Origin of the sequence: Sphingomonas sp. CARO-RG-8B-R24-01 (genome assembly GCF_022662295.1) — a bacterium.
Classification (GTDB): Bacteria; Pseudomonadota; Alphaproteobacteria; order Sphingomonadales; family Sphingomonadaceae; genus Sphingomonas.
Genome location: NZ_JAKNQI010000001.1, coordinates 584,590 through 599,672 on the forward strand (window position 1 = coordinate 584,590; position 15,083 = coordinate 599,672).

Genomic DNA, 15,083 nt, shown 5'->3' on the forward strand with positions numbered 1-15,083 from the left:
TTATGCCGCCTTCTTCTGGTCGTCAGCAGACTCTGAGCCAGTCACTTCTGGCGGGAACGGGAAGCCGAACAGACGGAGCAGCTCGCGCGCCTCGTCGTCGGTCTTCGCGCTGGTCGTGACGATCACGTCGAGACCGCGGATCTTGTCGATCTTGTCGTAGCTGATTTCCGGGAACACCAGCTGCTCCTTCAGGCCGCAGGCATAGTTGCCGCGTCCGTCGAACGACTTGGGGTTGAGCCCGCGGAAATCGCGAACGCGCGGGAGCGCGATCGTGATGAAGCGATCGAGGAATTCGTACATCCGCTCACGACGCAGCGTGACCTTGACACCGATCGGCATGCCTTCACGCAGCTTGAACTGCGCGATCGACTTCTTGGCCTTGGTCACGACGGGCTTCTGCCCTGCGATCAATTCCATTTCGCCGAAAGCCTGGTCGACCTTCTTCTTGTCCTGCGTCGCTTCGCCCACGCCCATGTTGAGCGTGATCTTCTCGATGCGCGGAACTTCCATCGCGTTCTTGTAGCCGAACTTCTCGGTCATCGCTGCGACGATCTTGTCGTCGTAGATGCCCTTCATGCGGGGCTTGGTAGCTGCATCAGCCATCGATCTTGTCTCCGGTCTTGACCGCAACACGAACCTTCTTGCCGTCCTGGGTCTCGAAACGAACGCGCGTCGGCTTGCCGTCGGCGGTCACGTGCGCGACCTTCGAGACGTGCAGCGGCGCTTCGCTACGCATCAGGCCACCCTGCGGGTCACCCTGGCTCGGCTTGGTGTGGCGAACGGCGATGTTCACGCCGGACACGACGACCTTGCCGTCCTTCGGCATCGCCATCGTTACGTCACCGGTCTTGCCCTTGTCCTTGCCGGACAGGACGATGACGCGGTCGCCTTTCTTGATACGTGCAGCGGCCATTACAGCACCTCCGGCGCAAGGCTGATGATCTTCATGTGCTTCTTGCCGCGAAGCTCACGCACGACTGGGCCAAAGATACGGGTGCCGATCGGCTCCTCGTTCTTGTTGACCAGCACGGCCGCATTCGAATCGAAGCGGATCACGGTGCCATCGGCGCGGCGAATGTCCTTCGCCGTACGTACGATGACGGCACGGTGCACGTCGCCCTTCTTCACGCGGCCGCGCGGTGCGGCCTCCTTCACGCTGACGACGATGATGTCGCCAACGCCTGCAACACGACGCTTGGAACCCCCAAGCACCTTGATGCACATAACCCGCTTCGCGCCGCTGTTGTCAGCGACCTCGAGATTGGATTGCATCTGGATCATTGGATCCGCTTCCTTCTCATCTGGGGCCGATACCGACCGGTCCCCGCCTCAATAAACGCTGACGCTTACGCGTCGACGTCGACTCGTTGCGGCGTCGCGTGGGCGTTAACCCGCTCGATCACCTTCCACGTCTTCAGCTTGGAAATCGGCGCGGTCTCTTCGATCCGCACGATCTCGCCCAGCTTGAACTCGTTGCCCTCGTCATGGGCATGGTACTTCTTGGTACGACGAATGATCTTGCCGTAGAGCGCATGCTTGACCTTGCGCTCCACGTTCACGACCACCGTCTTGTCGCCCTTGTCGGAGACGATCAGCCCCGTCAGCACGCGCTTTGGCATGTCTAAATCCTTACTTTGCCGCAGTGTCGCGCGAACGCGCGGTCTGCAGGGTCTTGATGCGAGCGATGTCGCGACGGACTTCGCGAACCCGGCTCGGCTTTTCGAGCTGGTTGGTCGCGGCCTGGAAGCGGAGGTTGAAGGCCTCGCGCTTCAGGTTGCCGAGCTCTTCACCCAGCTGGTCCTCGGACTTCGCCTTGAGGTCGTCGATGCGGGCCATTTTATGCAACTCCCAGATGCGAGGTGTCGCCGAGACGGGCAACGACCTTCACCTTGATCGGCAGCTTCATCGCTGCACGGCTGAACGCCATAGCGGCAATGTCACCGGGAACGCCATCCAGTTCGAACAGGATGCGGCCTGGCTTGACGCGGGCGGCCCAATATTCCGGCGAACCCTTGCCCTTACCCATGCGGACTTCGGCGGGCTTGCCCGAGACGGGAACGTCCGGGAACACGCGGATCCACAAACGGCCCTGACGCTTGATGTGACGCGTGATCGCGCGGCGAGCCGCTTCGATCTGGCGTGCGGTGAGACGATCCGGCTCCATCGCCTTCAGGCCGTACGACCCGAAGTTGAGCGTGGTGCCACCCTTGGCGTCGCCATGGATGCGGCCCTTGAAGGCCTTGCGGAACTTGGTCTTTTTCGGTTGCAGCATGATCTATTCCTTAGCGGCGCGGATCAGGCCGGACGCCGGAAGTCTGCGCTTCCATCATCAGCCGGTCGGTCGCCATCGGGTCATGACCCAGGATTTCGCCCTTGAAGATCCAGACCTTCACGCCGCACACGCCGTATGCCGTGTGTGCCTGCGCTTCGGCGTAATCAACGTTTGCGCGCAGCGTGTGGAGCGGAACGCGACCTTCGCGATACCATTCCGACCGTGCGATCTCGGCGCCGCCAAGACGGCCACCGCAGTTGATCCGGATGCCTTCGGCACCGAGACGCATCGCCGACTGAACCGCACGCTTCATGGCGCGACGGAAAGCGATACGACGCTCGAGCTGATCGGCAATGCCCTGGGCGACGAGCTTGCTGTCGACTTCCGGCTTGCGGATCTCGACGATGTTCAGGCTGACATCCGAAGACGTCATCGCACCGAGGGTACGACGCAGCTTCTCGATGTCCGCACCCTTCTTGCCGATGATCACGCCGGGGCGTGCGGCAAAGATCGAAACGCGGCACAGCTTGGCCGGCCGGTCGATCACAACCTTGGAGATCGCGGCCTGCGGCAGCGTCTTCATGATGTAGGTGCGCATCTTGAGGTCTTCGAGAAGAAGACGACCATAGTCGGCGCCTTCGGCGTACCAACGGCTATCCCAGGTGCGGTTGATCTGCAGGCGCAGACCGATCGGGTTCGATTTCTGACCCATTATGCTTCTTCCTGCTCGCGCACGACGATGCGCAGACGGCTGAACGGCTTGAGGATGCGCGTCGACTTGCCGCGACCACGGGTCGCGAAACGCTTCATCACGATCGACTTGCCGACCGAAGCCTCTGCGACGACGAGCGCGTCGACGTCGAGGTTATGGTTGTTCTCGGCGTTGGCGATGGCCGAAGCCAGCACCTTGCGCGCGTCGACGGCCATACCCTTGGTCGAGAACTGCAGGATGTTCATCGCATCGCCGACCTTCTTGCCGCGGATCAGAGCCGCGACGAGACCGAGCTTCTGCGCCGAACCACGAATCTGCGTGCCGACCGACAGCGCCTCGTTGTCCGCCACGCGGCGGGGAGCCTTTGCCTTAGACATTAGCGCTTGCCCTTCTTGTCCGCGGCATGGCCGGGGAAATAGCGGGTGGGCGCGAACTCGCCGAGCTTCATGCCCACCATGTCCTCGTTGACCGAAACCGGCACGAACTTGCGACCGTTATAGACGCTGAACGTGAGGCCGACGAACTGCGGCAGGATCGTCGAGCGGCGCGACCAGGTCTTGATCGCACCACGCGCGTTGGTTTCCTGCGCGGTTTCTGCCTTCTTCAGCAGATGGAGATCCACGAAGGGACCCTTCCAGACTGAGCGAGCCATCTTAGCCCTTCCTCTTCGTCGAATGACGCGAACGGATGATCATCTTATCCGTCGACTTGTTATGACGGGTGCGCGCACCCTTCGTCGGCTTGCCCCACGGCGTGACCGGATGACGGCCACCCGAGGTGCGGCCTTCACCACCGCCGTGCGGATGGTCGACCGGGTTCTTGGCGACACCACGCGTGAGCGGGCGGATGCCCAACCAGCGGTTACGACCGGCCTTCGCCAGGTTGGTGTTGCCATTGTCCGGGTTCGACACCGCACCGACCGTCGCCATGCAATTGGCGTGGAGGTAGCGCTGCTCGCCCGAGTTGAGGCGGACCATGACCATGCCCTTGTCGCGACCGACGACCTGCACATAGGTGCCTGCCGACCGTGCGAGCTGACCGCCCTTGCCCGGCTTCATCTCGACGTTGTGGACGATCGTGCCGACCGGCATCTGGCCCAGCTCCATCGCGTTGCCCGGCTTAACGTCGGTCTTCTTGTCGGCGATGACCTTGTCACCAACCGCAAGGCGCTGCGGCGCGATGATGTACGCAACGTTTTCCTTGCCATCGGCGGTCTGACCATAATTGATCAGCGCGATGAACGCGGTCCGGTTGGGATCATACTCGATCCGCTCGACCACGCCATCGACGCCCCAGTTACGGCGCTTGAAATCGATGATGCGGTAGCGCTGCTTGTGACCGCCGGCGATGCCGCGCGAGGTCACATGACCCTTGTTGTTGCGCCCACCGGTCTTGCGCTTGCCTTCGGTCAGCGCCTTGACGGGGCCGCCCTTGTGCAACGCCGAACGGTCGACGAGGATGAGCCCGCGTTGGCCGGGGCTCGTCGGATTATAATGCTTCAGTGCCATCGGATCAGATCCCCGTCGTCACGTCGATGGACTGACCGTCCTTCAACGTCACGATCGCCTTCTTGATGTCGGAGCGCTTGTAAGGAGCACCCTTCCACTTCTTGGTCTTGCCCTTCTGGACGATCGTGTTGACCCCCAGAACGGTCACGTCGAACAATGCCTCGATCGCAGCCTTGATCTGCGGCTTCGTGGCTTCGTTGGTGACCTTGAACACGACCGCGTTATGCTCGCTGAGCAGCGTGGCCTTCTCGGTGATGTGCGGCGCGACGATCACGTCATAATGACGCGGGTCGATCGCCTCTTTCTGCTTAGCCATTGAAGCGGGCCTCCAGCTTCTCGACGGCAGCGCGGGTCAGGACCAGCGTGTCGTGCTTCAGGATATCGTACACATTGGCGCCAGCGGCCGGCATCACGTTGATCGTGTGCAGGTTGCCCGCGGCCAGTGCGAAGCTCGTGTCGACCATGTCGCCGTCGATCACGAGTGCGGTCTTGCCCGCACCGATGTTCGACCAGCTGCCGATGAGCGTCTTGGTCTTGTTCGCCTCGACAGCGAGGCTGTCCATGACGACCAGCGTGCCAGCCTGCGCATGGCTCGAAAGCGCCATCTTAAGACCGAGTGCACGAACTTTCTTGTTCAGGCCCGGGTTGAAATCGCGGGTCCGCTGACCGTGCGCCTTACCACCACCGACGAAGATCGGCGCGCGGCGATCGCCGTGACGCGCCGTACCGCCGCCCTTCTGGCGACCGAACTTCTTGCCGGTGCGAGCAACATCGGCGCGCTCACGCGTACCGCTTGCGGTCGCACGACGCTTCTCGAGCTGCCAGGTGACGACGCGGTGCAGGATGTCGGCGCGCGGATCGAGGCCGAAGACCTCGTCGTTGAGCTCGACTTCCGTGCCGGCTGCGCCGTCGAAAGACTGAGAGGTAACCTTCATGATCAGCCCTCCTGGCCGTCGGTCGCATCCACGGTCGCGACGTCAGAAGGCGTCTCGGCGGGAGCGGTGTCGTTGTTATTGGCGACCTGGCGGAGACCGGCGGGGTACGGCGCATCAGCGTGACGCGTGACCTTGACCGAGTCCTTGACGAGCAACCAGCCACCCTTCGAGCCAGGGACCGATCCCTTGACGAAGATGAGGCCGCGCTCGACGTCGGTCGATACGATTTCGAGGTTCTGCTGGGTGCGGTTCTTGTTGCCCATCTGGCCGGCCATCTTCTTGTTCTTGAAGACCTTACCCGGATCCTGGCGCTGACCGGTCGAACCGAGCGATCGGTGCGAGACCGAAACGCCGTGGGTCGCCCGAAGACCGCCGAAGCCCCAACGCTTCATGCCGCCCTGGAAGCCCTTACCCTGGGTCACGCCCTGGATATCGACGATCTGGCCGGAAACATAGTGATCTGCCGAGATGGTCGCGCCGACTTCGAGGACTGCATCCTCGGCGACGCGGAATTCTGCGAGCTTCGCCTTGGGCTCGACTTCGGCCTTGCCGAAGTGGCCACGCTGCGGCTTGGCGACATTCTTAGCCTTCGCAACGCCGGCACCAAGCTGCACAGCTACATATCCATCACGGTCGGCCTCGCGAACGGCCACCACCTGCAGATTTTCCAGTGCCAGGACGGTGACGGGCACGTGGCGCCCATCGTCCTGGAACAAGCGGGTCATCCCCAACTTTTTCGCGATCACGCCAGTGCGCATGACCAATGCTCCAATCAGTGCAGAGGCACATCCCGGACCATTCCGGAACATGCGTGCTGGCCCCGACCGAAGCGTCTCGCCTCGATCGGAACCGGTTCAGCCCAAATTCTTTTATACTGCTGCCCCGACCCGGGCTGGTGCCCCCGCCATGGCGGGAAACGTGTCGGGGGACGCAGACCCAGCCGAAGCTGGCGGTATCCCTATCAGGTCCGTTTTGGCGGACCGAATCTCTTGCGAAGCGCCGCTATTAAGCGAGCTTGATCTCGACGTCAACGCCTGCGGCGAGGTCGAGCTTCATCAGCGCATCGACCGTCTGCGGGGTCGGCTGAACGATGTCGAGCATGCGCTTGTAGGTGCGGACCTCGAACTGCTCACGCGACTTCTTATCGATGTGCGGGCCGCGGTTGACCGTGAACTTCTCGATGCGCGTCGGCAAAGGAATGGGGCCACGGATGAGAGCGCCAGTACGGCGCGCGGTGTCGGCGATGTCGCCGGTCGCCTGATCGAGCACACGGTGATCGAACGCCTTCAGACGGATGCGGATATTGCTGTCCATAGTCCCTACCAATGCGAAAGAGCGGGCCCGTTACCGGGCGCTAGTTAGTTCTTTTTAAAACCGGAGGCGGGCCACTACACGGCCCTCCACAAAAAGGCAACCGCCCGCGTCTCGATTTGAGGCGCGGGCGGCAGCTTTTTTATAAAAGACGGTTAGGTCTTACTTGGCGATCGCGCTGACGATGCCCGAGCCGACCGTACGGCCGCCTTCACGGATCGTGAAGCGCTGGCCAACGTCCATGGCGATCGGTGCGATCAGCTTGACGCCGAGGGCAACGTTGTCGCCGGGCATGACCATCTCGGTGCCCTCAGGCAGCTCGACCGTGCCGGTGACGTCCGTGGTCCGGAAGTAGAACTGCGGGCGGTAGTTGGCGAAGAACGGCGTGTGACGGCCACCCTCGTCCTTCGACAGCACGTACACTTCCGACTGGAAGTCGGTGTGCGGCGTGATCGAACCCGGCTTTGCCAGAACCTGGCCACGCTCGACTTCTTCACGACCGACGCCGCGGATCAGCGCGCCGATGTTGTCGCCTGCCTGGCCCTGGTCGAGCAGCTTGCGGAACATCTCGACGCCCGTGACGGTCGTCTTGCGGACTGCCGGGTGAATACCGACGATCTCGACTTCCTCGCCAACCTTGACGATGCCGGTCTCGACGCGGCCGGTGACAACCGTACCACGACCCGAGATCGAGAACACGTCCTCGATCGGCATCATGAACGGCTTGTCGAGCGGACGCTCGGGCTGCGGCAGATACGTGTCGACAGCCTGCATCAGCTTGAGGACGGCGTCATGGCCGATCTCGGGCGTGACGTCGTTCAGAGCTGCAACAGCCGAACCCTGGATAACCGGGATGTTGTCGCCGTCGAAGTCGTACGACGAGAGCAGCTCGCGGATTTCCAGCTCGACGAGCTCGAGAATCTCGGCGTCGTCGACAAGGTCGACCTTGTTCATGAACACGACCATCGTCGGCACGCCGACCTGGCGTGCGAGCAGGATGTGCTCGCGGGTCTGCGGCATCGGGCCGTCGGTCGCCGAAACGACGAGGATCGCGCCGTCCATCTGTGCCGCACCGGTGATCATGTTCTTCACATAATCGGCGTGGCCCGGGCAGTCGACGTGCGCGTAGTGACGTGCTTCGGTTTCATACTCGACGTGTGCGGTCGAGATCGTGATGCCGCGCTCGCGCTCCTCGGGAGCCTTGTCGATGTTGGCATAGCTGGTGAACGTGGCGCCACCGGTCTCAGCGAGCACCTTGGTGATCGCAGCCGTGAGCGACGTCTTGCCGTGATCGACGTGGCCGATCGTGCCGATGTTAAGATGCGGCTTGTTCCGCTCAAACTTTGCCTTCGCCATGATTTCCTACCTTATTGATCGTTTTCGGTTCGCCCGGAGCGCCACGCGAAGCGCGCCCCATAGCGAGAGTTTTTCGGTAGCGCCAGCCCTGACGCCCATCTCGGGCGTCAGGTTTGGTGCCTTAGGCCAGCTTGGCCTTCACTTCGTCCGCAACGTTCGCGGGAACTTCCTCGTAATGCGAGAACTGCATCGAGTAGTTCGCACGACCCTGCGTGAACGAGCGCAGCGCGTTCACATAGCCGAACATGTTCGCCAGCGGAACCATCGCATCCACCGACTGCGCGTTGCCGCGAGTGTCGGTGCCCTGGATCTGGCCACGGCGGCTGTTCATGTCGCCGATCACGTCACCGAGGTAATCCTCGGGCGTCACGACCTCGACCTTCATGATCGGCTCGAGCAGCTTGATTCCGGCCTTCTGCGCGACTTCACGCATTGCGCCGCGAGCACAGATTTCGAACGCCAGCGCCGACGAGTCGACGTCATGGTAGGCGCCGTCATAGACGAGGATCTCGAAGTCGATGATCGGGAAGCCGACCAGCGAACCGGTCGCCGCCGTCTCACGGAAGCCCTTTTCGATCGCCGGGATATATTCCTTCGGAATATTACCGCCCTTGATCTCATCCTTGAAGATGATGCCCGAACCGCGCTCGCCCGGCGTGACCTTGACCTTCACGCGACCGAACTGGCCGGTACCACCCGACTGCTTCTTGTGGGTGTAGTCGACGTCGACCGGCTTGCCGAGATATTCACGGTAAGCAACCTGCGGCGCGCCGACATTGGCCTCGACCTTGAACTCACGCTTCATGCGATCGACCAGGATCTCGAGATGGAGCTCGCCCATGCCCTTGATGATCGTCTGACCCGATTCGGAGTCCGACGAAACGCGGAACGACGGATCCTCGCGGGCGAGACGATTGAGCGCGACGCCCATTTTCTCCTGGTCGGCCTTGGTCTTCGGCTCGACCGAGAGCTCGATCACGGGCTCGGGGAATTCCATCCGCTCGAGGATGATCGGAGCGTTCATCGCGCAGAGCGTGTCGCCCGTCGTCGTGTCCTTGAGGCCTGCGAGAGCGACGATGTCGCCCGCATATGCGATCTGGATATCCTCACGCTCGTTCGCATGCATCAGCAGCATGCGACCGACCTTTTCCTTCTTGTCCTTGACCGAGTTCGTGACCTGCGACGCGGTCTCGAGCTTGCCCGAGTAGATGCGCGCGAAGGTCAGCGTCCCCACGAACGGATCGTTCATGATCTTGAACGCGAGTGCCGAGAACGGTGCCTCGTCCGACGACGGACGCTCATCCGGCGTAACGCCGTCGAGCTTGAGGCCCTGAATGGCCGGAACGTCGAGCGGCGACGGCAGATAGTCGACGACCGCGTCGAGCAGGGGCTGGACGCCCTTGTTCTTGAACGCCGAACCGCAGACGACCGGAACGAACGAGAAGTTGAGCGTGCCCTTGCGGATCAGCTTCTTCAGGTCGGCGGTCGAAGGCTCGTTGCCCTCGAGATACGCTTCCATCAGCGCATCGTCCTGCTCGACCGCCATCTCGATCAGGTCACTGCGATACTTCGCTGCCTTCTCGACGAGATCCTCGGGGATCTCGGCATATTCGAACTTCGCGCCGAGGCTTTCTTCGAGCCAGATGATCGCACGGTTCTCGACCAGATCGACGAGGCCCTTGAAGCCGCCTTCCATGCCGATCGGAAGATACAGCACAGCCGGACGCGCACCCAGGCGATCGATGATCGACTGAACGCAGAAATAGAAATCAGCACCGGTCCGGTCGAGCTTGTTGACGAAGCACATCCGCGGAACTTTATACTTCTCAGCCTGACGCCACACCGTCTCGGACTGCGGCTCAACGCCGGCAACGCCATCGAAACAGGCGACCGCACCGTCGAGCACGCGCAGCGAACGCTCGACTTCAATCGTGAAGTCGACGTGGCCGGGGGTGTCGATGATGTTGATCAGATGCTCTTCGCCCTTGCCTTCTTCGGCGCGCCATTTGCACGTCGTAGCGGCGGACGTGATCGTGATCCCGCGCTCCTGCTCCTGCTCCATCCAGTCCATCGTCGCGGTGCCTTCATGCACTTCGCCAATCTTGTAGGACTTGCCGGTGTAATAGAGGATACGCTCGGTCGTCGTCGTCTTGCCGGCGTCGATGTGCGCCATGATGCCGATGTTGCGATAGCGTTCCAGCGGATGGCTGCGGGCCATGATACTTCCTTACGAGTTAGAATACGGACTGAGCGCGCGAGCGATCAGGGGAAGAAGAGCTTGGCCATGACCGCCCCCGCCCCCAGCAGGGCAGCAGTAGCGGTCATCGCCTGAAAAATCATGGAACGCGGCATCAGCTCGCGTTCGCTGTCAAACTTCAAGCGCTCCGCGGCCAGCTTACCGGCTTCGGCCATGAGCTTGCGCGTTTCCGCTTCCAGACGGGCCGACTGCCGGTTGAGATCCTCGATCGACGGTTCCTCTACGGTCGCCATTCTCAAACCTCCACCGGCCTCCGACCAGTATATAATAGCCTACCAGCGATAATGCGAGAAGGCGCGGTTGGCTTCGGCCATGCGGTGCGTGTCTTCACGCTTCTTGACCGCGTTGCCGCGATTGTTCGCCGCGTCCATCAGCTCACCCGACAGGCGGGCCGACATGGTGTTCTCGCTGCGCGCACGCGCGGCAGTGATCAGCCAGCGGATCGCCAGGGCCTGGGCGCGCTCGGGGCGAACCTCGACCGGGACCTGATAGGTCGCACCACCGACGCGGCGGCTGCGGACTTCGATGCCGGGCTTCACGTTGGTCAGCGCGTCATGAAAGACCGCGATCGGGTCCTTCTTGGCACGCGTCTCGACGGTTGCGAGCGCACCATAGACGATCAGCTCCGCGACCGACTTCTTGCCGTCGAGCATCACGCTGTTCATGAACTTGGAGAGAACCTCGTCCCCATACTGGGGATCCGGAAGAATGACCCGCTTTTCGGGCCGACGACGACGTGCCATATCAAAAACCTTTTCTAACTTCAGCCATAAGATGGTCGGCTATGAGAGCCGACCGGCTTACTTCGGACGCTTGGCGCCGTACTTCGAACGCGACTGGCGACGATCCTTGACACCCTGTGTATCGAGGACACCGCGCAGGACATGGTAACGCACGCCGGGAAGATCGCGAACGCGACCGCCGCGGATCAGCACGACCGAGTGCTCCTGCAGGTTGTGGCCTTCACCCGGGATGTAGCTGATGACTTCGCGCTGGTTGGTCAGGCGAACCTTGGCCACCTTGCGCAGCGCCGAGTTCGGCTTCTTCGGGGTCGTCGTGTAGACGCGGGTGCAAACGCCACGCTTCTGCGGATTTGCTTCCATCGCAGGGACCTTGGACTTGGCCTTCTGCGGATCGCGGCCCTTGCGGACCAGCTGGTTGATTGTCGGCATTGAATCTCTTCACCTTGGATCGATGGTTACTTTGCTGGAGCCATCACGCCCCCCGAGAACAAATTTCGGGAATACAAAAAGGACCGTCAGGGACATATGCCCCCCGGGTCCTGGAATGCATCCAGCAATGTTCAAGCACTGTCCCGCAGGAAAACCTTCGGTCGAGCGGAGGTGCGCATACAGCGAGACGCGGATCGGGTCAACCGAGTCGCTTGACGCCCCCGCCGCCGCTAGCGCGCGTTCCGGGAGCTACTCGCCAGCCTGCATGGGTCATCTTGCCTGTCCCTTTGCCGAACCCATGTCGCCCGATGTCGCGTGGACGGCGTACCCTTTGCGTGGCCATGCCGACAATCGAAACTTCGCCCCGCACGCATCACAATACTCCACCTGGTCTATGATGGAATGACGGCCCCGTTCGCAGCGATTCAGGCAGCCGCGCGTTGAGCGATCGATGCGATGGTACCAGGGATGTTACAGATGGCGACGACCGGCAAATCGAACGAAGCGAGCAATCCCTGGCCTGCGATCGGGATGGAAGCCTGGGCGCTGAGCATGGAAGCCTCGGCCGTGATCGGACTGCGCGTCTTCCAGCGCATGATGGCGGGCCCCGGCGGCAACGCCGAAAGCGACGCCGAGGCGCATCGGATGATCGACGAGAAAATGGCGGCGGCCTGGCAGTTGCAGGTGGCGATGATGACCGGCGGCCTCGGCACGACCCCCGCCGTCGCCACCAAGAAGATCATTCGCCATTATTCCGGCAAGGTGCGCGCAAACCGGAAGCGGCTGGGTGGCTGACGGCGGCTCGATGCCATAGGCACGGTCGCTGGAACAAACGACGGTCGCATCCCCTCCCATCGTGCGGTACAGGACAGCGGTGACATACGATCTTCTCATCGTCGGCGGCGGTATCAACGGCTGCGCGATCGCGCGCGAGGCGAGCTTGCTCGGCCTCAAGGTCCTTCTGGTGGAACGCGACGATCTCGCCGCGCATACCTCTTCGGCCTCGACCAAGCTGATCCATGGCGGATTGCGCTATCTGGAATATTACGAGTTCAAGCTGGTCGCCGAGGCGCTGCGCGAGCGCGAACGGCTGGTGAAGGCGGCGCCCCACATCATTCATCCGCTGCGCTTCGTGCTCCCGCATGAAAATGCCGTACGACCGTGGTGGATGGTGCGCCTCGGCCTGTACCTCTACGACTTTCTCGGCGGCAAGATGACGCTCGCGCGGTCGCGCGGACTGCGCAAGACCGATACCGCCTTCACCGCACCTTTGAAGGGCGGGTCGAAGGGGTTCGTCTATTCCGATGCCTTCGTCGATGATTCGCGACTGACCGTGCTCAACGCGATGGATGCCGCTGCCAACGGTGCCGACGTCCGGGTCGGGGTCGCGCTCGACTCGGCGCGGCGCGAGGGGGATTTGTGGCAGGCTCATCTCTCCGATGGCAGCAGCGTCACCGCGCGCGGAATGGTCAATGCGGCAGGGCCGTGGGTCGCCCAGCTGCTCGGACGGCTCGGGGTCAACGCGGCTTCGGGCGTGCGACTGGTCAAGGGCAGCCACATCGTGGTGCCACGGCTGTACGACGGGGACCACGCCTATATCCTGCAGCAACCGGACCGGCGAATCGTCTTCGCGATCCCCTATCAGGACGGCTCTACCGAAATCGGCACCACCGACGTTCCGGTCGACAAGCCCGAGGACGCGGTCATCGACCAGGACGAGATCAGTTATCTGTGCAACGCGGTAAACCGCCATTTCATCAAGCAGGTTACTCCGGCCGACGTGACCTCGACCTGGTCTGGCGTCCGCCCGCTCTACGACGACGGCGCGAGCGAAGCCAAGGCGGTCACGCGCGATTACGTGCTCGAGCTCGACACCAATGGCCCGACGCTGCTGTCGATCTTCGGCGGCAAGATCACCACCGCGCGGCATCTGGCGGAAGAGGCGATGGCGAAGCTTGCCGGGCCGATGGGGTTCGCCGCGCATCCGGTGACGCGGGCGCGCGTCTTCCCGGGCGGCGCCATCACTGAATTCCGCGCTTTCCTCGATCAGGTCCGCGCAACCTGGCCGTTCCTCGGGGAAGCCCGATCCGAGCGCATGGCGCATGCGTATGGCGCGATGCTTGCGGAAATGCTGGCCGGGGTGACGCGCACCGCGGAGCTCGGTGCGGAGTTCGGCGGCGGGCTGACAGAGATCGAGGCACGCTGGCTGCGGACGCGCGAATGGGCGCGCAGTGCGGACGACGTACTGTTGCGGCGCTCGAAGATCGGGCTGCATTTGAGTGACGCGGAGCGGACGGCGTTCGTCGCGGCGTGGGATGCGCTGGCGTAGGGCGTCTTTCGAACGGGAGCGGCCCTCCCCCTTCCCTTTGCCCTTCCCCGGCCCAGTCGAGATGGCTGAAGTAACAAAGCGCAGCCGCTCGTATTCTCCGGTTTCACTCCTGGGCCCCGGCCTTCGCCGGGGAAGCGCCTTAGGTCAGCATAACCAGTATAACCTGCGTTTAGGCGTCCCCTACTGGCGCTCCTCTAAGTGACCCCATAAGGCTGGCGTGATGACGACCGCCGCGCCCGACCGCATCCTTGCCGCGATCGGTCTGCGGCTCCTGTCCGTCGTCCTGTTCGCGATGATGAACGTCGTAATCAAACTGTCCGAACAGCATGGCGCGGCGCTCGGCGAGATCCTGTTCTTCCGCCAGGTCGGCGCCTCCCTTCTGATCAGCAGTATCGTGCTCTCCGGCCCCGGCTGGCGGTCGGTCGGGACGAAAAGGATCGGTACGCATATCTCGCGTGCAATTCTCGGGCTGACCGCGATGGCCTTCACCTTCACCACGATCGTCACGCTGCCGCTTGCCGAAGCGACGACGCTCGGCTTCACCGTCCCGATCTTCGCGACGATCCTCGCCGCGCTGGCGTTGCACGAAACGCCCGGCTGGCATCGCTGGGGCGCGGTCATTGCCGGGTTCGCGGGCGTGCTGATCGTCGCGCAGCCGGGAAGCGGTCATTTGCCGCTGTGGGGCGCGGCGACCGGGTTGCTGGGCGCGTTCGGGACCGCGGCCGTCTCGATCCTGCTCCGCCAGATCACGCGGACAGAAACCGCGTTGACGACGGTGTTCTGGTTCTCGACCCTGTCGCTGGTGCCACTATCGGTCGTCTATACGTTCGTAGCCCGCCCGCATCCGGTCGAGGTGTGGTTGCTGCTCGCTGTCGTCGGGCTGATCGGCGGCTTGGCGCAGCTGGCGATGACCTCGGCGCTCGGGCTCGGCCCGGTGTCGGTGGTGGTGCCGATGGACTATTCGTCGCTGCTATGGGCCACGGTGTTCGGCTGGCTGGTGTTCGGCACGCTCCCGAACGCAGCCTTGTGGATCGGCGCTCCCGTGATCGTCGCCAGCGGCCTCTACATTCTGTGGCGGGAGCGGGTGCGGCACGTCATCCGGACGCTCGAAGAGGTGCAGTAGCGGCGGTCGTGAATTACGCACCGACAGCCCGCCGGTCCCCGCCTGTTCGTTTCCAGCGTCGTCGAGAAACCTGCGCTATGCCGGGTTTCCTGACTAGGCTTAAAACGA

At 62.8% G+C, this 15,083-nt stretch carries 22 protein-coding genes; 3 read left to right on the top strand and 19 right to left on the bottom strand.

Translation table 11 applies throughout. The features are described from left to right. The 19 genes from rplE to rpsL all read right to left on the bottom strand — a co-directional run bounded on the left by rplE (position 1) and on the right by rpsL (position 11,523). Positions 1-603, bottom strand: a complete 603-nt coding sequence (gene rplE / locus L8G49_RS02770; RefSeq protein ID WP_242137508.1) for a 50S ribosomal protein L5 — start codon at positions 601-603, stop codon at positions 1-3. Then, on the bottom strand, positions 596-913 hold the full coding sequence (rplX, locus tag L8G49_RS02775) for a 50S ribosomal protein L24 (RefSeq protein WP_242137509.1): 318 nt from the start codon (positions 911-913) through the stop codon (positions 596-598). The genes rplE and rplX overlap by 8 nt, the downstream gene beginning before the upstream one ends. Continuing rightward, positions 913-1,281 carry a 50S ribosomal protein L14 gene (gene rplN / locus L8G49_RS02780; RefSeq protein WP_010164574.1) on the bottom strand — a complete coding sequence of 123 codons (369 nt, stop codon included), beginning with the start codon at positions 1,279-1,281 and terminating at the stop codon, positions 913-915. Before rplN ends, rplX begins: the two co-directional genes overlap by 1 nt. A 65-nt stretch (positions 1,282-1,346) precedes the next feature. After that, positions 1,347-1,619 (bottom strand): 30S ribosomal protein S17, encoded by a 273-nt coding sequence (rpsQ, locus tag L8G49_RS02785; protein WP_010164576.1) that lies wholly within the window; start codon positions 1,617-1,619, stop codon positions 1,347-1,349. A 10-nt stretch (positions 1,620-1,629) separates the two neighbouring features. Next, positions 1,630-1,836 (bottom strand): 50S ribosomal protein L29, encoded by a 207-nt coding sequence (gene rpmC / locus L8G49_RS02790; RefSeq protein ID WP_010164578.1) that lies wholly within the window; start codon positions 1,834-1,836, stop codon positions 1,630-1,632. 1 nt (position 1,837) lies between these two features. Next, positions 1,838-2,272, bottom strand: coding sequence for a 50S ribosomal protein L16 (rplP, locus tag L8G49_RS02795; RefSeq protein ID WP_010164579.1), 435 nt, complete (start codon positions 2,270-2,272; stop codon positions 1,838-1,840). A gap of 10 nt (positions 2,273-2,282) precedes the next feature. After that, positions 2,283-2,984 (bottom strand): 30S ribosomal protein S3, encoded by a 702-nt coding sequence (rpsC, locus tag L8G49_RS02800; protein ID WP_010164580.1) that lies wholly within the window; start codon positions 2,982-2,984, stop codon positions 2,283-2,285. Next, complete coding sequence (gene rplV / locus L8G49_RS02805) at positions 2,984-3,361, bottom strand: 50S ribosomal protein L22 (protein ID WP_010164581.1); 378 nt, start codon at positions 3,359-3,361, stop codon at positions 2,984-2,986. Before rplV ends, rpsC begins: the two co-directional genes overlap by 1 nt. Continuing rightward, a complete protein-coding gene (gene rpsS / locus L8G49_RS02810; RefSeq protein ID WP_010164582.1) occupies positions 3,361-3,636 on the bottom strand; it encodes a 30S ribosomal protein S19 in 276 nt (91 codons plus the stop codon). Before rpsS ends, rplV begins: the two co-directional genes overlap by 1 nt. Before the next feature lies 1 nt (position 3,637). Continuing rightward, positions 3,638-4,492, bottom strand: a complete 855-nt coding sequence (rplB, locus tag L8G49_RS02815) for a 50S ribosomal protein L2 (protein WP_010164583.1) — start codon at positions 4,490-4,492, stop codon at positions 3,638-3,640. Positions 4,493-4,496: 4 nt separating this feature from the next. Further along, a complete protein-coding gene (locus tag L8G49_RS02820) occupies positions 4,497-4,808 on the bottom strand; it encodes a 50S ribosomal protein L23 (protein ID WP_242182311.1) in 312 nt (103 codons plus the stop codon). Beyond that, complete coding sequence (gene rplD / locus L8G49_RS02825; protein WP_242182313.1) at positions 4,801-5,427, bottom strand: 50S ribosomal protein L4; 627 nt, start codon at positions 5,425-5,427, stop codon at positions 4,801-4,803. The genes L8G49_RS02820 and rplD overlap by 8 nt, the downstream gene beginning before the upstream one ends. A gap of 2 nt (positions 5,428-5,429) precedes the next feature. Next, positions 5,430-6,185 (bottom strand): 50S ribosomal protein L3, encoded by a 756-nt coding sequence (gene rplC, locus L8G49_RS02830; protein ID WP_010164588.1) that lies wholly within the window; start codon positions 6,183-6,185, stop codon positions 5,430-5,432. Positions 6,186-6,432: 247 nt separating this feature from the next. Then, complete coding sequence (gene rpsJ, locus L8G49_RS02835; RefSeq protein WP_007406109.1) at positions 6,433-6,741, bottom strand: 30S ribosomal protein S10; 309 nt, start codon at positions 6,739-6,741, stop codon at positions 6,433-6,435. A gap of 159 nt (positions 6,742-6,900) precedes the next feature. Further along, positions 6,901-8,094 (bottom strand): elongation factor Tu, encoded by a 1,194-nt coding sequence (gene tuf / locus L8G49_RS02840; protein WP_242137512.1) that lies wholly within the window; start codon positions 8,092-8,094, stop codon positions 6,901-6,903. Between the two features lie 121 nt (positions 8,095-8,215). Beyond that, entirely contained in the window at positions 8,216-10,312 is a 2,097-nt protein-coding gene (gene fusA, locus L8G49_RS02845) for an elongation factor G (RefSeq protein ID WP_242137513.1), read from the bottom strand. 44 nt (positions 10,313-10,356) lie between these two features. Continuing rightward, positions 10,357-10,584: a hypothetical protein gene (locus L8G49_RS02850; RefSeq protein WP_242137514.1), complete on the bottom strand. Its 228-nt coding sequence runs from the start codon at positions 10,582-10,584 to the stop codon at positions 10,357-10,359. A gap of 39 nt (positions 10,585-10,623) precedes the next feature. Then, complete coding sequence (gene rpsG / locus L8G49_RS02855; RefSeq protein ID WP_010164592.1) at positions 10,624-11,094, bottom strand: 30S ribosomal protein S7; 471 nt, start codon at positions 11,092-11,094, stop codon at positions 10,624-10,626. A 57-nt stretch (positions 11,095-11,151) separates the two neighbouring features. After that, positions 11,152-11,523 (bottom strand): 30S ribosomal protein S12, encoded by a 372-nt coding sequence (rpsL, locus tag L8G49_RS02860; protein ID WP_010164594.1) that lies wholly within the window; start codon positions 11,521-11,523, stop codon positions 11,152-11,154. 477 nt (positions 11,524-12,000) lie between these two features. Between rpsL and L8G49_RS02865 the strand changes: the two genes are divergently transcribed. The 3 genes from L8G49_RS02865 (at position 12,001) to L8G49_RS02875 (ending at position 14,975) form a co-directional block, all read left to right on the top strand. Further along, positions 12,001-12,318 carry a hypothetical protein gene (locus L8G49_RS02865; protein WP_242137515.1) on the top strand — a complete coding sequence of 106 codons (318 nt, stop codon included), beginning with the start codon at positions 12,001-12,003 and terminating at the stop codon, positions 12,316-12,318. Between the two features lie 79 nt (positions 12,319-12,397). Continuing rightward, a complete protein-coding gene (glpD, locus tag L8G49_RS02870) occupies positions 12,398-13,852 on the top strand; it encodes a glycerol-3-phosphate dehydrogenase (RefSeq protein ID WP_242182315.1) in 1,455 nt (484 codons plus the stop codon). Between the two features lie 220 nt (positions 13,853-14,072). Further along, complete coding sequence (locus tag L8G49_RS02875; RefSeq protein WP_242182318.1) at positions 14,073-14,975, top strand: DMT family transporter; 903 nt, start codon at positions 14,073-14,075, stop codon at positions 14,973-14,975. The last annotated feature ends 108 nt before the right edge of the window (positions 14,976-15,083 follow it).